Consider the following 16,004-nt stretch of genomic DNA (forward strand, 5'->3'; position numbering starts at 1 on the left):
TTATTCCTGCTGACCAAATTCGTCACCCAGCTCTGCACCTCGGGCGGCAGCTGCCTGAATAGCGCGGATGATCGCTTGTTTGACTTCGCTATTTTCCATGCTGGTCAAAGCGGCATAAGTGGTCCCGCCCTTAGAAGTCACCCGCTCCCGTAATACCGCAACAGGTTCATTCGAGTGCATCGCCAGTTGTGCTGCACCTTCGAAAGTCTCAATGGCAAATTGCGTTCCTTGTTCGGCACTCAGCCCCAGCGTCATGGCGGCTTCCTGCATCGCTTCAATAAAATAAAAGACATAAGCCGGGCCGCTGCCGGAAACAGCGGTCACTGCGTCAATCAGGTCTTCTTTGTCTAACCAGGAGGTCAGCCCGACCGAGCGCAGAATGTCATCGGCGACTTTTTTCTGTTGTTCGCTGACGCCCGGCATCGCATACAGACCGGTAATCCCTTTACCAATCAGTGCAGGCGTGTTCGGCATTGCACGGACAATAGTCGAATATGAGTTGAGCCAGCGGGAAATATCCGTGGTACGGATACCTGCTGCGATCGTCAACAATAACTGCTGTTGAATGAATGGCGCGAGTGCGCCGATGACATCGCGCAATTGCTGCGGCTTTACGGCCAGTACGATCACATCAGCGGCTTGTATGCGTTCATCAATACACAGTGCAGTAGTCACACCAAATTCCGTCTCCAGCCGGTTTAAAGACGCTTGATTCACATCGACGATATGAATATGGTCGGGCGCAGTGAAATCCGGCAGCAAACCACCGATCAATGCAGATGCCATATTACCGCCACCGATAAAAGCAATCTTTAATTTATTTTGCATAATTTCTACTCCCAAAAATTGCGGTTCCTATTCTGACCATCGTGCTTCCTTCGGCAATAGCAGCATGCAAGTCGCTGCTCATACCCATCGATAAGGTATCCAAAAGAACCCCGTGCGCCGATATTTTTTCGCTTAACTCTTTTAAATGATGAAATGCCTTACGCTGCTGCGTGACATCCGGTGTCGGTTCGGGCACCGTCATCAATCCCCGTAACCGAATACGTGGTAAGGCAGCAATTTTCAGCGCCAACGCCACAACCTCTTCCGGAGCAACGCCACTTTTACTCTCTTCACCGCTGATATTGACCTGCAGGCAAATATTTAAATCCCGCATAGCCGCTGGTCGCTGCTCAGACAAACGGACGGCAATTTTTTCTCTGTCCACCGAATGCACCCAGTCAAAATGCTCGGCAATCGGTTTTGTTTTATTACTCTGTATCGGGCCAATGAAATGCCATTCGAGCTGCAGCTCAGGTGCGGTGTTGTGTATCAGCGAAATTTTTTCTAATGCCTCCTGAAGATAGTTTTCTCCGAAAGCAGTCTGTCCATGTCGCGCAGCATCCAGAATAACGTCAGCACCGAATGTTTTGGAGACGGCTAACAACCGGACTGACTGTGGAGGGCGATTAAACCTGAGTTCTGTTGCCCGGATGTCATCAAGTACGGCTTGCAAGTTGTCAGAAATTAAGGACATAATCAGATAATGTTGTAGGGAACTTCATCAATTTTTTGTCTGCTCTTTTTTATCAGGGCAAAATACACTACGCTTGGTCGCCGCTTGGTCGCGATTTTCATCCAGGACACCTACCAATTACCGGAATTATAAATGGACATTTCTGAACTGCTTGCGTTCTCCGTCAAGAATAACGCCTCCGATCTTCACCTGTCATCAGGTCTGCCACCAATGATACGGGTTCATGGCGACGTACGCCGCATTAATTTGCCGCCACTCGAGCATAAAGATGTACATGAGTTGATCTATGACATCATGAACGACTCCCAGCGCAAAATTTACGAAGAAACTCTGGAGTGTGATTTCTCTTTTGCGATTCCGGGACTGGCACGTTTCCGTGTGAATGCATTTAATCAGGAACGCGGCCCGGCGGCTGTTATGCGTACGATTCCGTCAAAAATTCTGACGCTGGAACAATTGAACGCACCACGTATTTTTGCTGACCTCGCACTAAAACCGCGCGGTCTGGTTCTGGTCACAGGGCCAACCGGCTCAGGCAAATCAACCACGCTGGCAGGAATGGTGAACCATCTGAATGAAAATGAATATGGACATATCCTGACCGTAGAAGATCCTATCGAGTTTGTGCATGAGTCGAAAAAATGTCTGATCAACCAACGTGAAGTCGGTCCGCACACCATGTCATTTAATAACGCTTTACGTTCTGCTTTGCGTGAAGATCCGGATGCGATTCTGGTTGGTGAGTTGCGTGATCTTGAAACTATTCGCCTGGCATTGACGGCAGCTGAAACAGGTCACTTGGTCTTCGGTACCTTGCATACATCCTCCGCTGCAAAAACGATAGACCGTATTGTTGACGTATTCCCGGCAGAAGAAAAAGAAATGGTACGGTCGATGCTGTCGGAGTCCCTACAGGCTGTCATTTCGCAGACGCTGCTGAAAGTCAAAGATGGCTCGGGACGTGTAGCGGCACATGAAATCATGATCGGTACCCCGGCGATTCGTAATCTGATCCGTGAAGCGAAAGTTGCGCAGATGTATTCCGCGATACAAACTGGTAACAACATGGGTATGCAGACACTGGATCAGAATCTGACCGATCTGGTGAAGCGTAACGTGATTTCAGTGGGTACCGCGCGTGCAGCAGCGAAAATTCCAGAGAATTTTCCTGGTTAATTGATCTGATAGAAAGAGACGAACATGGAACGCGATCAGGCAACCAAATTCATGCATGACCTGCTCAGACTGATGCTGAGTAAAAACGGGTCGGACTTATTCATCACTGCTGACTTCCCACCTGCTTTCAAAATCGATGGCAGAGTCACGCCAGTGTCAAACCAGCCGCTGACACCTGCTCATACAGTTGATCTGGCACGTGCCATCATGAATGATAAGCAGGCAGCTGAATTCGAATCGACCAAAGAATGTAACTTCGCGATCAATCCGGCAGGCATGGGCCGCTTCCGTGTCTCTGCCTTCATGCAGCAAGGTCGTGTCGGGCTCGTGTTGCGGACGATCACGACCGCGATTCCGAAATTAGAAGACCTGGGCTTACCGGAAAATCTTAAAGATATTGTGATGGCCAAGCGTGGTCTGGTGATCATGGTCGGGGCAACAGGGTCGGGTAAATCAACAACGCTCGCTGCGATGGTAGGGCACCGCAATCAATCAAGTTACGGGCATATTATCACCATTGAAGACCCGATCGAATATGTGCATCCGCATGCGAACTGTATCGTCACGCAACGGGAAGTCGGCATTGATACGGAAGACTGGGGTGCCGCACTGAAAAATTCATTGCGTCAGGCGCCTGACGTGATCCAGATCGGTGAGATCCGCGATCGTGAAACCATGGACTTTGCTATCGCATTTGCAGAAACCGGTCACCTGTGTCTCGCAACGCTGCATGCAAATAGTTCCAATCAGGCGCTGGACCGTATCATCAACTTTTTCCCTGAAGAGCGCCGGGCACAATTATTAATGGACTTATCACTGAATCTGAAAGCCGTTGTATCACAGCGTCTGATACCGTTAAAAGGCCGTAAGGGACGGGTTGCAGCAGTCGAGATCATGCTGAACTCGCCGCTGATTTCAGATCTGATCTTCAAAGGTCAGGTACATGAAATCAAAGAAGTCATGAAAAAATCACGTGAACTCGGCATGCGTACATTTGACCAGGATTTATTTGATTTGCACGAAGCCGGCAAAATCACCTACGAAGATGCGCTGCGTAACGCGGATTCTGTCAATGAATTACGCCTCGCGATCATGTTACAGGGCAAAGAGGCGAAAGAGCGTGATCTCACCGCCGGTACCCACCATTTAGGCATCGTCTGACAATGAGTGCTCTCGACTACTCCGTCACAAATTTGCAGGGACAGACAGTTGACCTGAAACAGTATCAGGGCAAAGTGGTTCTGATCGTCAACACCGCGAGCAAATGTGGTTTTACGCCTCAGTATAAGGGGCTGGAAGCGCTTTATCAGCAATTCAGAGACAAGGGTGTGGTGGTGCTTGGATTTCCGTGTAATCAATTCGGCCACCAGGAACCCGGCACCGCCGATGACATCGGCAGTTTCTGCGAAAAAAACTACGGCGTTACTTTTCCGCTGTTTGAGAAAATTGATGTCAATGGCAAAAACGCACATCCGCTGTTTCAGTACCTGAAATCTGCGGCTCCCGGCCTGCTTGGCATAGAGGCGATTAAATGGAATTTCACAAAATTTCTGATTAAACCGGATGGCTCCGTGTACAAGCGCTATGCGCCGCAGACAACACCAGCCGAGATTATTCAGGACGTGGAGAAACTGCTTGCAGCCAGCTAAGCCGCCTTTTTAAGTTGTACGCTTATGGTTGGGAGAATCAGATCACTCCCAGCCAATGTAATACCAGCGGCAAGCATATTGCAGTCAGCAACCCCGACAATCCCATTGCCAGGCCCGCAAACGCCCCCATTTCCTCGCTTAACTGAAAAGCTCTGGCTGTACCAATGCCATGCGCACTGACACCTAAGGCAAAACCGCGCACGCTGTCTTCTTTAATATGCAGAAAATTCAGGATACTTGTTGCCATCATCGCCCCCAAGATGCCGGTCAGCATCACCAGTGCCGCAGTCAGGGAGGGTAAGCCACCGACTTTTTCGGTAATCCCCATCGCAATGGCCATCGTGACCGATTTTGACGCCAGAGACAAAACAGTCACATGTGACGCACCGAACCATTGCGCAAGCAACATCGCTGTGCCAATCGCAGACGCACTGCCTAACACTGCGGCAAGCAGAAATGCCCGCCACTGCGAGCGCAGTTTATTCATCTGCTGATACAGCGGCACAGCCAACGCTACCGTTGCCGGCCCTAGCAGAAAATGGACAAACTGCGCGCCTGAAAAATAAGTCTGATATGACGTTCCGGTTCCGCTTAGAACCAGCACAAGCATTGCGACGGCAATTGCGACTGGATTTGCAAGCGGGCTGAACTTACAACGGGCGTAGATCACATAGGCAAGCTGATAGGCCAGCAGCGTTGCAGTCAGTCCCAGCAGGGGCGATGCCGCCAGATAAACCCAGACGTCCGCTAATCTTGCGTTCATCGTGACATCCATTTCACGCACAATGCCGTCACGACAATCGATACTGCTGTACTCAGCACCAGTGCAATGGCCAGCGGCATCCATTCATCCAGGACAGTTTTGCCATGTACCATGATGCCGACCCCCGCCGGAATAAACAGTAGCGATAAATGTCTGAGCAACTCCTGTACGCCGGCGACCAGTCCGGAAGCTGCTTCTTTTTTCAGCAACAGAAAAACAAACAGCAACAACATCCCTATGACCGGCCCCGGAACGGGGAGTTTCGACAGAAAGACAATACCCTCTCCCAGACACTGAAAAATCAGTAGTATTGAAAAGGTTCGGATCATGATGCCAGCTCAGGACGATGCCAACGCGTGATCGATTAATTCGACCCAGTGTTTTACCGGTGTCTCAGTTCCTGATTGTAAATGGGTCAGGCAGCCAATGTTCGCCGATAAAATCATGTCTGGCTTCATTGCCAGCAGATTGTGCAATTTTTTATCCCGCAACTGATATGACAACTCCGGCTGCAAAACAGAGTAGGTTCCTGCCGAGCCACAACATAAATGGCTGTCTGCACACATCTGCACATCAATCCCGATGGCTTTCAGTAAGCCTTCGACTTTGCCGCGGATTTGCTGACCATGTTGCAAGGTGCACGGTGGATGCCAGACGATGCGCTGACTGAGTTTGCCCTGTAATCTGCCGACCAGTTCAGTTTCAAACGCCGGCAACACTTCACTAAGGTCGCGTGTCAGCGCTGAAATGCGCTGCGCCTTTTCTGCATACACCATATCGTGTGCAAGCAGATGCCCATATTCTTTCACTGTCACGCCACAGCCGGATGCAGTCATGATGATGGCTTCTGCACCAGACTCCACATATGGCCACCAAGCATCAATGTTATTGCGCATATCATTCAGTGCCGCTTCCTGCTCATTCAGGTGATGGCGGATAGCGCCGCAACATCCGGCTTTCGGAGCACGGATCAGCTCGATACCCAAGGTATCCAGCACCCTGGCTGTCGCGAAATTAATGTTCGGTGACATCGATGGCTGCACACAACCATCCAGCAACAACATTTTTCGGGAATGCGGTTGCTGTGGCCATAATCCGCCAGATTGTCGAGCAGGAACCTTATTCTTTAAGGCTTTGGGCAATAATGGGCGAACGGATTGGCCGAGACTCATTGCCGGTTTGAATATCCAGGGCGTAGGCAACATCGTTTTCAGTGTGCTCCGGATGAGCCTTTGTTTCAGCGAACGCGGCACTTGCTCTTCCACAACCTTACGGCCAATGTCGAGCAGACGCCCGTACTGAACACCGGAAGGACAGGTCGATTCGCAATTGCGGCAAGTCAGGCAGCGGTCAAGATGCTGCTGCGTTTTTTCGGTAGCAACTTTTCCTTCCAGCACCTGTTTGATCAGGTAAATGCGGCCACGCGGGCCGTCGAGTTCGTCCCCCAGCAACTGATAGGTAGGGCAAGTCGCTGTACAAAAACCGCAATGCACACATTTACGCAAAATGTCATCGGCCTCTTTGCCCTCACGGGTATTCTTTATAAAGTCTGCGAGATTAGTTTGCATAGCGAATTAAAAATCCTTGTACAGGCGGCCAGGGTTAAAAATACCTGATGGATCGAAAGCGACTTTCAGACGCTGATGTATCTTCGCCAGCGGCGTCGATAAAGGCGTGAAAACACCAATGTTTTTTTCACCGCCACGGAACAAGGTCGCATGACCGCCAGCTGCTTGTGCCGCGGTACGAATAGCGTCCGGACTCTCGTCGCTGAATAACCAGCGCTGCGCACCACCCCACTCTATCAGCGACTTACCGGTCAGTTTTAAAGGTGCTGTCGTGGATGGAACAGATAAACGCCACAAACCATGGGCATCATCCTGAGAAAAGAAATCATGCGTCTGTTCGCGTAATTCATTCCATGCAGAAGCAGCGTCCTGCATCTCTTCCCCCCCCAGTTTCTGCTTGGCTGCACGCACAGCAGCTTCGGCGCCGGAGAGTCGCAACATCAGCCGCCCTACATGCCAACAGCTACCGGACAACGGTAATGCCTGTCCGGCCCACTCATTCATCTTTTGAATCGCATCAGCTTCGGATAAAGCAAATACCAATGTCGTTTCCGCAAATGGTCGCGGTAATACTTTGACCGATATATTCAATACCAGACCAAGGGTTCCCATCGCGCCGGCGAGCAAACGTGAAACATCATAGCCGGCGACATTTTTCATAACCTGGCCACCAAATTCCAGCACTTGTCCGCGACCGTCCATCAATGTCGCACCAAGAATAAAATCACGGGCAGCACCGACATACGGACGGCGCGGACCTGAGAGGCCCGTAGCAAGCATACCCCCTATAGTTGCTGTTGCCCCGAATCTCGGCGGCTCGAATGCCAGCATCTGGTTGTTTTCTGCGAGTATCGCTTCAATCTCTGCCAGTGGCGTGCCACAGCGTGCTGTCAATACCAGTTCGGTCGGCTCATACGCCAGAATGCCTGAATACGCCCGGGTATCAAGCACATCACCGTGCGGAGCCTGTCCATACCAACGCTTACTGCCACCGCCTTCGATTTGCAGTGGAAGGTGGTTCTGTGAGGCATTCAATATCCGTTCCCGGAAGCCTTCTATCAAATTGTTCATCACTGTGTCCATCTGTATGGTTTTTTATTTTTTTAGAAACGAGGTAAATCCGGAAACTTCAGATTTCCCCGTTTCACATGCATACGTCCATATTCAGCGCAGCGATGCAAAGTTGGTATCGCCTTATCCGGATTCAGCAAAAAATGCGGGTCAAATGCGCGCTTCACCGCAAAAAATGCATCCAGTTCCTCACGCGAAAATTGCACGCACATGGAGTTAATTTTTTCTATACCAACACCGTGTTCACCGGTAATCGTGCCGCCGACCGTCACACATAATTCCAGTATCTCGGCACCGAATGCTTCAGCACGTAAAAACTCCCCTTCCTGATTCGCATCAAACAAAATCAGCGGGTGTAAGTTACCGTCGCCGGCATGAAACACGTTGGCGCAGCGCAAGCCGTATTTTTCTTCCATGTGAGTGATGCCTATCAATACTTCTGATAAGCGCTTACGAGGAATCGTTCCGTCCATGCAGTAGTAATCCGGCGAGATACGTCCCGCAGCGGGAAACGCATTTTTCCGACCGGACCAGAAGCGCAAACGTTCTGCTTCACTCTGGGAAACAGCGATTGCCGTCGCACCGGCCTGCTCCAGCACGGCGGACATACGTGCAATTTCTTCCTCAACCTCTTCCGTTGTGCCATCAGATTCGCACAGCAGGATTGCTTCCGCATTAATGTCGTATCCAGCTTTAACAAAAGGCTCCACCATACGCGATGAGGTTTTATCCATCATCTCCAGACCTGCCGGAATAATGCCTGCAGCAATCACGTTTGCGACTGCATTTCCGCCTTTCACGACATCATCAAATGAGGCCATAATCACGCGCGCAACCTGCGGTTTAGGTACCAGCTTGACCGTTACTTCGGTGACGATACCGAGCATACCTTCTGAGCCGATAAAGACCGCAAGCAAATCCAGACCCGGGGCATCCAGCGCTTCACCGCCAAGCTCAATCACTTCCCCATCAATCGTGACGACACGTGCACGCAATACATTGTGCACAGTCAGGCCATATTTCAGACAGTGAACACCACCAGAGTTTTCGGCGACATTACCCCCTATCGTGCAGGCGATCTGCGATGAGGGATCGGGTGCGTAATACAAACCTAAAGGGGAGACTGCTTCCGAGATTGCCAGATTGCGTACACCTGGCTGAACCACGGCTGTTCGCGAGTAAGCATCTACTTTCAGAATTTTGTTGAATTTGGCAGTGGACAACACGACACCATCAGCGATCGGCATTGCGCCGCCAGACAATCCTGTCCCGGCACCACGTGGCACAACTGGAACGCTCAGGCGCCGGCAGACTTCCATCACAGCGATGATCTGTGATTCACTCTCCGGCAGACACACAATCATTGGCAACTGACGATAGGCCGCCAGACCATCGCACTCATACGGACGGACATCTTCCTCATGATGCAGGATACAATGTCCGGGCAATACCTGACGCAGAGCCTTGACGACCTCCTGCTGCCGGTCGCGATACGAATCAATTGAACTGTTCTGCTCCATCGTCTTACCCTATCTGTTTTTTTGTCAGTGTAATCAGCTTTGATACATCTGGGATGAATACTTTAAGCAAGACTGACTGAATTTTTTTTCAGGACATAAAAAAAGGACGCCGTAGCGTCCTATTTTAAGTGATTACCTGCTTAAACTGAGAAAGACGAACCACATCCGCAAGTTGTCGTCGCGTTCGGATTTTTAATCACAAACTGAGCACCTTCCAGATCATCTTTATAATCGATCTCAGCGCCTACCAAGTACTGATAGCTCATGGAGTCGATTAACAGCTGCACACCATTTTTAGTCATGGTTGTGTCGTCTTCATTGGTAATTTCATCAAAAGTAAAACCATATTGGAAACCTGAGCATCCGCCGCCTTGTACAAAAACGCGTAATTTCAGATCCGGATTACCCTCTTCTTCAATCAGCTGAGCAACTTTTGCAGCTGCGCTTTCTGTGAAATTGATTGGTGTTGGCATCTCGGCTACAGCATTCATTTTTTGCTCCTTCAATCTAAGATATGCTCATTATAGTCCCGACTCCGGAACTATGCATTGGACGCTGCCAGTTTCAGCGTGGCTGGCTCTTGCGCAAGATCATGGGTCAGCTTGCCTGACACCAGGGCACCACTCAGCATTTCCAGTGTCTTGTAATGGACGTCGCCAGAAATTTTCGCTTTAGGCTGCAGCTCCAGCAGTTCTGTTGAAAATACCGGCCCGTTAATCACGCCGTTCACTACCAGATGTGCCGCTCTGACTTCGCCATCGATGACTGCCTGTTCGGAAATGACCAGCATACTCAGCGACTCCGTATCTGCAATAACATTCCCGCGAATATGACCATCGATGCGCAAACCACCCTTAAAATGCAGATCACCTTCGATTCTTGTCGTTGATCCGATAAGGCTGTCGATAGTACTTTTGGTTTTACGACTGAACATGAAAGAATTCCTTTTCAGGACATGGATCAAAAATATTAACGAGCGCAACCCCACTCATTAATAATTGATGCTGGTTTATAAATTAACCGTTTGTTGAGCGCGGATTTGTCCCCGGTCTAAGACTTTCACCTGGACATTTTTGGCAACCGCGCCGTCTGGAAGAGTAATGACGCCCTCCAGTCGCTGGTAATGTCTGAACGATAATTTCAATTTACCAGCCTCACCCGACTTAGGATCAGGGAAGGACATCGTAGCAGGTTTACCTGCCTGAACCAAGCCTAATAAAAGTTGCAATTCACCGTTAAAATCCCTGCCATTTTTGACACCCTGCATCACCAGAGCTCGATAACGTAACTGACCAGGAGCAAGCATTTCTATCTTCAGATTTTGAACAGTAATACCATCATTACCCGTCGCCGACGGCATCACGCCCTCAAAAAAAGCCAGGTCATCTTTGAGTTTCTGATTTTCTGCGGTCAGCGTTTTGATCTGATCCGTCAGTTCTTTCTGCATGGAACGATCAATATTCTGCTTACTTTCTATCGTGTTTGCCTCCAGCAAGAGCTTGTCGCGCTCAGCTGTCAACTCTCTAACCTGTGTTTCAAGTGCCTGCACCTGATTCAGATTCACCTTTGTTCCGAAGGCAAAACTCTTTCCAAGATCGTAGGTCCACCAGGCAACAGCGGACGTCAATGCGATAACCATCACCATCATAGCCAGCCTGAGCGGCCATGGCTGCTGATGCGTAATCGTCATTTTCGACGCCAGATGGCGTCGTTGCCAGAGTCGCTTTTTTACCATGAGTGAATTAAGGCAAAACCGGCATATGTTGCAATCCGGTGACCTCATCCAGGCCAAACATCAGATTCATACATTGGACCGCCTGCCCTGATGCACCTTTTACAAGGTTATCCTGCACCACGAGAACGATCACTGTCTTGCCATTGTTCGGCCGGTGCACAGCGATACGCAGCATATTGGATGCCCGGGTAGAACGTGTTTCCGGATGGGAGCCAAATGGCATCACATCAACAAAAGGCTCATCCTTGTACGCATTTTCAAACAATGCCTGCAATTCATCGTTGCTGATTTCTGCGGTCAGACGTGCATACAAGGTCGAGTGCATGCCACGTATCATCGGAACAAGATGAGGAGTGAATAATAAACCGACCTTTTGCGTGCTCATACGCTGCAACTGTTCTATGGTCTCAGGGGTATGGCGATGACCGGAGACTCCGTAGGCCTTGAATGTATCGCTGGACTCGGAAAACAGGATGCCGATCTCAGCCTTACGTCCTGCACCTGATACGCCTGATTTGCAATCAGCTATCAGATCAGTCGCATCGACGATTCCCGCTTTCAGTAACGGATAGAAACCCAGTTGCATCGTCGTTGGATAGCAGCCAGGATTACCAATGACACGGGCTGCTTTAATCGCGTCACGATTCAGCTCGGGCAAACCATACACCGCTTCCTTCAGAACGTCCGGACATGCGTGTGGAACACCGTACCATTTTTCAAACTGAGCAACATCCTTCATCCTGAAATCTGCCGCCAGATCAATGACTTTCACGCCCGCTGCCAGCAGCTCAGGCGTTTGAGCCATAGCAACACCGTGAGGTGTCGCAAAAAAGACGACATCACACTCTGTCAGCTTCGCTTTATCAGGTGAGGAAAATGCCAGGTTGACACGTCCGCGCAACGAAGGATACATGTCAGCCACTGGCAAACCGTCCTCTTTCCGCGACGTAATTGCTGTTAATTCCACCGCAGGATGCATTGCCAGCAAACGCAACAACTCAACCCCGGTGTAGCCGGTTCCACCTACTATTCCTACTTTAATCATCGACGTTCCTTGCAAGAAATTTTCCGCTATTTTAACAGTAGTCGCTCATATCAAGACGACTTCACGGAACTCAGTCATGACATAGTCTCATGAGTACATAAAAACAAAAAAGCCGCCCAGCTGAGGCGGCTTTTTCGGCAATTCGTGCCAGCGATAAGAAATTAACGCTTGGAGAACTGTTTTGCGCGACGTGCTTTGCGCAGACCAACTTTTTTACGTTCAACTTCGCGAGCATCACGAGTAACGAAGCCTGCTTTGGACAATTCAGATTTCAAAGCTGCATCGTAGTCGATCAGAGCGCGAGTGATACCGTGACGAACAGCACCGGATTGACCAGATTCGCCGCCGCCGTGAACGTTGACCATAATATCGAATGTTTCGAGATTATTAGTCAGTTCCAGAGGTTGACGGATCACCATCAGGCCAGTTTCGCGAGAGAAATACTCGTTAGCTGGTTTGCCGTTGACAACGATCTTGCCGCTGCCGGATTTCAGGAATACGCGAGCAACTGCGCTCTTGCGACGGCCAGTTCCGTAGTTGTAATTACCGATCATGGCTAATCCTTAGATGTCGAGTACTTGTGGTTGCTGAGCTGCGTGCGGATGCGTTGCATCTGCATATACTTTCAGCTTCTTGATCATTGCATAGCCGAGTGGGCCTTTAGGCAACATGCCTTTCACTGCTTTCTCGAGTGCACGACCTGGAAAACGCTGTTGCATTTTCGTGAAATTTGTTTCATAGATACCGCCTGGATAACCAGTGTGACGGTAGTATGTTTTGTTCAGAGCTTTAGTGCCAGTCACGCGCAGTTTGCCTGCATTAACAACAACGATAAAATCGCCTGTGTCTACGTGTGGAGTAAATTCTGGTTTATGTTTGCCGCGTAAACGGAGTGCCACTTCGCTGGCAACACGTCCGAGTACTTTATCTGTCGCGTCAATCACGAACCAGTCGCGCTGAACCTCATGGCCCTTAGCGGAAAAGGTTTTCATGTTGAATCCTAAAAAGTTAAATACGCCCTTTTTTGGTGGTTCTGCCTATGATCTGACAGACTCTCCCTTGTTAAACTCTCAGTCGGGCAAATTGAGAATCGGAAATTATAGGGTTTTCAAAGACTTAGTGCAAGAACTGTTTAAATTTTAAGCAAAATAGTTAGAAATTTCCCGCATAACACTGAAAGTGTATTTTCAAACGAATAAAGATGTGATGCAGCCCGACCAATGCGCAATGGTCAGATGCAGTAAAATCAGGAGCGATACACATCACATCTAACGAGGAATAAATGGAAGCGACCGTACGCTGGACAGGCTTATCTGGCATGTCATTTTTGGCAGAAACAGGCTCAGGCCACGCAGTTTTAATGGATGGAGCACCGGAAGGTGGTGGTCATAATCTGGCACCACGTCCTATGGAAATGGTGTTATTGGGGACAGGGGGATGCACAGCCTACGACGTCGTATTGATTTTACGGAAAAGCAAACAGGACGTACGTGGCTGCGACGTAAAGCTGAGCGCGGAAAGGGCAGAGACAGAACCGAAAGTTTTCACCAAAATTAATTTTCACTTCACGATCCGCGGACGTCAGCTGAAACCTAATCTGGTGGAACGCGCAATCAAGCTATCTCATGAGAAATACTGTTCTGCATCTATCATGCTCGAAAAAACGGCTCAGATGACCCACAGCTACGAAATTATTGAGGACATGGATATCCCCTCTGAGCACGATACTCAGGATTGAAGCGTCTCTTCACGCTGCTCAAAAATATCCTGATACGTCGGATAAAATGTGCAGTATCTGACCGTTGTCAGTAAAGCCAGAACAGGCATCATCAGTAACACGACGAAAACGGTGTTGCCTGTCGCCAGCGCTAAAATCTCCACAAAAATAGCTGGCAATAATCCTGAAATCAGGAACCACGACAGGGCATAAATCAAAAATGCCTTCGCTGCCCGTTTTACCGAAAAAAAACTGTAAAACAAAGCTTTTGGAACAGACATCCCGCGCCACATAATCAATGGTCCTGCAAACCAGAAAGCCATCAACGCAGGTAAAAACGCAAGTACTGCTACGATCATCCCTAAGAATAAGCGCCCTTGAGGCAAGTCCTTGGGATCGACTGGTTTTTCACTCGAAATAAACACGAATAAGGCACCATCATCAAAAAGTTGCGATATCAATGCTGCGCCGGAAATGGCCAGCAGGTACAGGCAACCCAAAGCGAATAAACGTAAAAAGAACTCAGAACGAAAACCCACCAATAACACAGTCGGTTTCACCCGCGCACCATCCTCAATCAGACGGCAAGCCTGCATAAAACTCATGGCAAAGACGGGAATTAAGACTAAAGGCAAAAAGCGACCGATCAATGGCACCAGACTGATGCCCATGTTAAAAAACATATATGCAAAAAAGAGCGTCAGCATTTCTGCAGGTTGCTGACGGAACAGGGCAAAACCACGTTTAACCCATACCCACCCCGTTGAAGCTGGTACTGAATTCATAAATCACTTGTTAAAGGGGGGACAGGCAAAGACTCGCGCAAACGTAAAATCCGTTCAAAGTGTGCGGGATCATGCGGCGTCAGCATTTCTGCATCTCGTGGTTGGTAGTAGTCATACAAGCGGGACAACCAAAAACGCAGAGCGGCTGCCCGCAACATCGGCTTCCAGGCAACCGACTCTTCAGGAGTAAACGGCCGCACCAGATGATAAGCATTCAACAAAGCCCTTACCCGCACAACATCCAACTCGCCAGTTGCAGTATCAATACACCAGTCATTGACGGTTACGGCAACATCAAAAATCCAGGCGTCACAGCCAGCAAAATAAAAATCAAAAAAACCTGTCAGTTTCTCGCCATCAAACATCACATTATTACGGAATAAATCCGCATGGACCAGACCTCTCGGTAAAGCGCGATATACCGGCGTGCTGTCGAAAGCGTCCTGATAGTGAACTTCTGCACACAACATGTGGCGCAACTCTTCAGAGAGGAAAGGAAGAACTTTCGGCGTGGTCTCATGCCACCAGTTCAAAGATCGTAAATTTTCCTGATATAAGGGAAAATCTTTTCCCGCGAGATGCATGAGAGCAAGCATCGCACCGACTTCGGCACAATGTACCGGTCCGGGAGACATCTGCGACTCGCCCTCAAGCTTACTGACAATGGCGGCAGGTTTTCCGTGCAAAGCGGTCACCAGATCACCAGCATTATTGGCAACGGGGGCTGGTACCAGCACCCCGCGATCCGCGAGATGGCGCATTAACTTCAGATAAAACGGTAATTGTTCGAAAGTCAGATTTTCGAAAATCGTCAGAACATACTCACCGGTCTCTGTCGTGATAAAAAAATTGCTGTTCTCAATTCCAGAGGCTATTCCTTTAATTGCCAGCGCTTTTCCCAGCGGAAATTGATTAATCCACGAACTGAGGTCATTGAGTGTGACTGAAGTAAAAACTGCCATTGTAATATCGCAAAAATAGAATAAGAAACTTACTTACCGGTAGAACTGGCCGGTGCGGACTGAACCGGAGCTGGCGGCAATACAGGTGGCTGCTCGACTTCTTTGCTCTCTTTTTTTCCGCCAAACTCAAGAATAGTCCACTGTGGTGCCCGGTTTGCATTTCCCTGAACGGTCCCTTTGGGGGCATTACCAATCTCAGGATCTGCTTTTAACGTGTAATTGCTTTTACCTGATTTCACCTGTACTTCAGTGACTTTGCCAGCGTTATTACGCTTCTCTGTAATCTTATTTTTCGGCTCTGGTTTACCGACGGATAATGAAGGATCTGTCGCTCCCTCTTCCAGTTTATCCAGCTTAGGTGGTGCCTGATCAGGCTTTTTAGTCTGCGCAAATGCAGCGCCAGTAAAACCCAAAAAGAAGATACCAGACAGGACTACTGACAGGATTTTCGACATTTTTTTCATGGTTAATATCCAATTGGCTTAATCTGG

Annotated in this window: 20 protein-coding genes; 4 read left to right on the forward strand and 16 right to left on the reverse strand. The window is 49.2% G+C overall.

Translation table 11 applies throughout. The annotated features are described in order from the left end of the window. Positions 1-828, reverse strand: coding sequence for a pyrroline-5-carboxylate reductase (proC, locus tag ACPAOP_RS04100; protein WP_423709432.1), 828 nt, complete (start codon positions 826-828; stop codon positions 1-3). Beyond that, the gene (locus tag ACPAOP_RS04105; RefSeq protein ID WP_423681350.1) at positions 818-1,522 is read right to left on the reverse strand and encodes a YggS family pyridoxal phosphate-dependent enzyme; all 705 of its coding nucleotides are present in this window, start codon (positions 1,520-1,522) and stop codon (positions 818-820) included. The genes proC and ACPAOP_RS04105 overlap by 11 nt, the downstream gene beginning before the upstream one ends. A 132-nt stretch (positions 1,523-1,654) precedes the next feature. Here ACPAOP_RS04105 and ACPAOP_RS04110 point away from each other — a divergent pair, with 132 nt between their 5' ends. Genes ACPAOP_RS04110 through ACPAOP_RS04120 form a run of 3 tightly spaced genes read left to right on the forward strand, consistent with a single transcriptional unit; the run spans position 1,655 to position 4,347 of the window. Beyond that, positions 1,655-2,698 carry a type IV pilus twitching motility protein PilT gene (locus ACPAOP_RS04110; protein ID WP_423681351.1) on the forward strand — a complete coding sequence of 348 codons (1,044 nt, stop codon included), beginning with the start codon at positions 1,655-1,657 and terminating at the stop codon, positions 2,696-2,698. A 24-nt stretch (positions 2,699-2,722) separates the two neighbouring features. After that, a complete protein-coding gene (locus tag ACPAOP_RS04115) occupies positions 2,723-3,859 on the forward strand; it encodes a PilT/PilU family type 4a pilus ATPase (RefSeq protein WP_423681352.1) in 1,137 nt (378 codons plus the stop codon). Positions 3,860-3,861: 2 nt separating this feature from the next. Continuing rightward, positions 3,862-4,347, forward strand: coding sequence for a glutathione peroxidase (locus ACPAOP_RS04120; protein WP_423681353.1), 486 nt, complete (start codon positions 3,862-3,864; stop codon positions 4,345-4,347). A 37-nt stretch (positions 4,348-4,384) separates the two neighbouring features. On the opposite strand, the gene ACPAOP_RS04125 is transcribed toward ACPAOP_RS04120, so the two are convergent. From ACPAOP_RS04125 to rplM, 11 genes are all read right to left on the reverse strand, one after another. After that, entirely contained in the window at positions 4,385-5,110 is a 726-nt protein-coding gene (locus ACPAOP_RS04125) for an LrgB family protein (protein WP_423681355.1), read from the reverse strand. Next, the gene (locus tag ACPAOP_RS04130; protein WP_423681356.1) at positions 5,107-5,439 is read right to left on the reverse strand and encodes a CidA/LrgA family protein; all 333 of its coding nucleotides are present in this window, start codon (positions 5,437-5,439) and stop codon (positions 5,107-5,109) included. Before ACPAOP_RS04130 ends, ACPAOP_RS04125 begins: the two co-directional genes overlap by 4 nt. A 9-nt stretch (positions 5,440-5,448) precedes the next feature. Beyond that, on the reverse strand, positions 5,449-6,678 hold the full coding sequence (gene glcF, locus ACPAOP_RS04135) for a glycolate oxidase subunit GlcF (protein WP_423709434.1): 1,230 nt from the start codon (positions 6,676-6,678) through the stop codon (positions 5,449-5,451). 6 nt (positions 6,679-6,684) lie between these two features. Further along, positions 6,685-7,749, reverse strand: a complete 1,065-nt coding sequence (glcE, locus tag ACPAOP_RS04140; protein WP_423709435.1) for a glycolate oxidase subunit GlcE — start codon at positions 7,747-7,749, stop codon at positions 6,685-6,687. Positions 7,750-7,781: 32 nt separating this feature from the next. Next, positions 7,782-9,269, reverse strand: coding sequence for an FAD-linked oxidase C-terminal domain-containing protein (locus ACPAOP_RS04145; protein ID WP_423709436.1), 1,488 nt, complete (start codon positions 9,267-9,269; stop codon positions 7,782-7,784). Positions 9,270-9,409: 140 nt separating this feature from the next. Further along, a complete protein-coding gene (erpA, locus tag ACPAOP_RS04150; RefSeq protein ID WP_423681360.1) occupies positions 9,410-9,760 on the reverse strand; it encodes an iron-sulfur cluster insertion protein ErpA in 351 nt (116 codons plus the stop codon). A gap of 50 nt (positions 9,761-9,810) precedes the next feature. After that, positions 9,811-10,203 (reverse strand): bactofilin family protein, encoded by a 393-nt coding sequence (locus ACPAOP_RS04155; RefSeq protein ID WP_423681361.1) that lies wholly within the window; start codon positions 10,201-10,203, stop codon positions 9,811-9,813. A 75-nt stretch (positions 10,204-10,278) separates the two neighbouring features. Then, entirely contained in the window at positions 10,279-11,004 is a 726-nt protein-coding gene (locus tag ACPAOP_RS04160) for a DUF6776 family protein (protein ID WP_423681363.1), read from the reverse strand. A gap of 7 nt (positions 11,005-11,011) precedes the next feature. Further along, positions 11,012-12,049, reverse strand: coding sequence for an N-acetyl-gamma-glutamyl-phosphate reductase (gene argC, locus ACPAOP_RS04165; RefSeq protein WP_423681364.1), 1,038 nt, complete (start codon positions 12,047-12,049; stop codon positions 11,012-11,014). A gap of 161 nt (positions 12,050-12,210) precedes the next feature. Then, the gene (gene rpsI / locus ACPAOP_RS04170) at positions 12,211-12,603 is read right to left on the reverse strand and encodes a 30S ribosomal protein S9 (RefSeq protein ID WP_423014725.1); all 393 of its coding nucleotides are present in this window, start codon (positions 12,601-12,603) and stop codon (positions 12,211-12,213) included. Between the two features lie 9 nt (positions 12,604-12,612). Further along, complete coding sequence (gene rplM / locus ACPAOP_RS04175; RefSeq protein WP_186882875.1) at positions 12,613-13,041, reverse strand: 50S ribosomal protein L13; 429 nt, start codon at positions 13,039-13,041, stop codon at positions 12,613-12,615. Between the two features lie 290 nt (positions 13,042-13,331). Between rplM and ACPAOP_RS04180 the strand changes: the two genes are divergently transcribed. Then, a complete protein-coding gene (locus ACPAOP_RS04180) occupies positions 13,332-13,787 on the forward strand; it encodes an OsmC family protein (RefSeq protein ID WP_423681365.1) in 456 nt (151 codons plus the stop codon). On the opposite strand, the gene ACPAOP_RS04185 is transcribed toward ACPAOP_RS04180, so the two are convergent. Genes ACPAOP_RS04185 through ACPAOP_RS04195 form a run of 3 tightly spaced genes read right to left on the reverse strand, consistent with a single transcriptional unit; the run spans position 13,778 to position 15,977 of the window. Continuing rightward, a complete protein-coding gene (locus tag ACPAOP_RS04185; RefSeq protein ID WP_423709437.1) occupies positions 13,778-14,551 on the reverse strand; it encodes a BPSS1780 family membrane protein in 774 nt (257 codons plus the stop codon). The two genes, ACPAOP_RS04180 and ACPAOP_RS04185, sit on opposite strands and share 10 nt — an antisense overlap. Further along, entirely contained in the window at positions 14,548-15,513 is a 966-nt protein-coding gene (locus tag ACPAOP_RS04190) for a homoserine kinase (protein ID WP_423709438.1), read from the reverse strand. Before ACPAOP_RS04190 ends, ACPAOP_RS04185 begins: the two co-directional genes overlap by 4 nt. 29 nt (positions 15,514-15,542) lie before the next feature. Then, positions 15,543-15,977, reverse strand: coding sequence for a hypothetical protein (locus tag ACPAOP_RS04195; RefSeq protein ID WP_423681368.1), 435 nt, complete (start codon positions 15,975-15,977; stop codon positions 15,543-15,545). Positions 15,978-16,004: the final 27 nt, after the last annotated feature.

The sequence above is a fragment of the Undibacterium sp. WLX3042 genome (assembly GCF_049544825.1).
GTDB lineage: Bacteria > Pseudomonadota > Gammaproteobacteria > Burkholderiales > Burkholderiaceae_D > Undibacterium.

Coding starts and splice junctions, on each gene's coding strand:
- proC (WP_423709432.1), bottom strand. CDS start 828: ATGCAAAATAAATTAAAGATTGCTTTTATCGGTGGCGGTAATATGGCA.
- ACPAOP_RS04105 (WP_423681350.1), bottom strand. CDS start 1,522: ATGTCCTTAATTTCTGACAACTTGCAAGCCGTACTTGATGACATCCGG.
- ACPAOP_RS04110 (WP_423681351.1), top strand. CDS start 1,655: ATGGACATTTCTGAACTGCTTGCGTTCTCCGTCAAGAATAACGCCTCC.
- ACPAOP_RS04115 (WP_423681352.1), top strand. CDS start 2,723: ATGGAACGCGATCAGGCAACCAAATTCATGCATGACCTGCTCAGACTG.
- ACPAOP_RS04120 (WP_423681353.1), top strand. CDS start 3,862: ATGAGTGCTCTCGACTACTCCGTCACAAATTTGCAGGGACAGACAGTT.
- ACPAOP_RS04125 (WP_423681355.1), bottom strand. CDS start 5,110: ATGAACGCAAGATTAGCGGACGTCTGGGTTTATCTGGCGGCATCGCCC.
- ACPAOP_RS04130 (WP_423681356.1), bottom strand. CDS start 5,439: ATGATCCGAACCTTTTCAATACTACTGATTTTTCAGTGTCTGGGAGAG.
- glcF (WP_423709434.1), bottom strand. CDS start 6,678: ATGCAAACTAATCTCGCAGACTTTATAAAGAATACCCGTGAGGGCAAA.
- glcE (WP_423709435.1), bottom strand. CDS start 7,749: ATGAACAATTTGATAGAAGGCTTCCGGGAACGGATATTGAATGCCTCA.
- ACPAOP_RS04145 (WP_423709436.1), bottom strand. CDS start 9,269: ATGGAGCAGAACAGTTCAATTGATTCGTATCGCGACCGGCAGCAGGAG.
- erpA (WP_423681360.1), bottom strand. CDS start 9,760: ATGAATGCTGTAGCCGAGATGCCAACACCAATCAATTTCACAGAAAGC.
- ACPAOP_RS04155 (WP_423681361.1), bottom strand. CDS start 10,203: ATGTTCAGTCGTAAAACCAAAAGTACTATCGACAGCCTTATCGGATCA.
- ACPAOP_RS04160 (WP_423681363.1), bottom strand. CDS start 11,004: ATGGTAAAAAAGCGACTCTGGCAACGACGCCATCTGGCGTCGAAAATG.
- argC (WP_423681364.1), bottom strand. CDS start 12,049: ATGATTAAAGTAGGAATAGTAGGTGGAACCGGCTACACCGGGGTTGAG.
- rpsI (WP_423014725.1), bottom strand. CDS start 12,603: ATGATCGGTAATTACAACTACGGAACTGGCCGTCGCAAGAGCGCAGTT.
- rplM (WP_186882875.1), bottom strand. CDS start 13,041: ATGAAAACCTTTTCCGCTAAGGGCCATGAGGTTCAGCGCGACTGGTTC.
- ACPAOP_RS04180 (WP_423681365.1), top strand. CDS start 13,332: ATGGAAGCGACCGTACGCTGGACAGGCTTATCTGGCATGTCATTTTTG.
- ACPAOP_RS04185 (WP_423709437.1), bottom strand. CDS start 14,551: ATGAATTCAGTACCAGCTTCAACGGGGTGGGTATGGGTTAAACGTGGT.
- ACPAOP_RS04190 (WP_423709438.1), bottom strand. CDS start 15,513: ATGGCAGTTTTTACTTCAGTCACACTCAATGACCTCAGTTCGTGGATT.
- ACPAOP_RS04195 (WP_423681368.1), bottom strand. CDS start 15,977: ATGAAAAAAATGTCGAAAATCCTGTCAGTAGTCCTGTCTGGTATCTTC.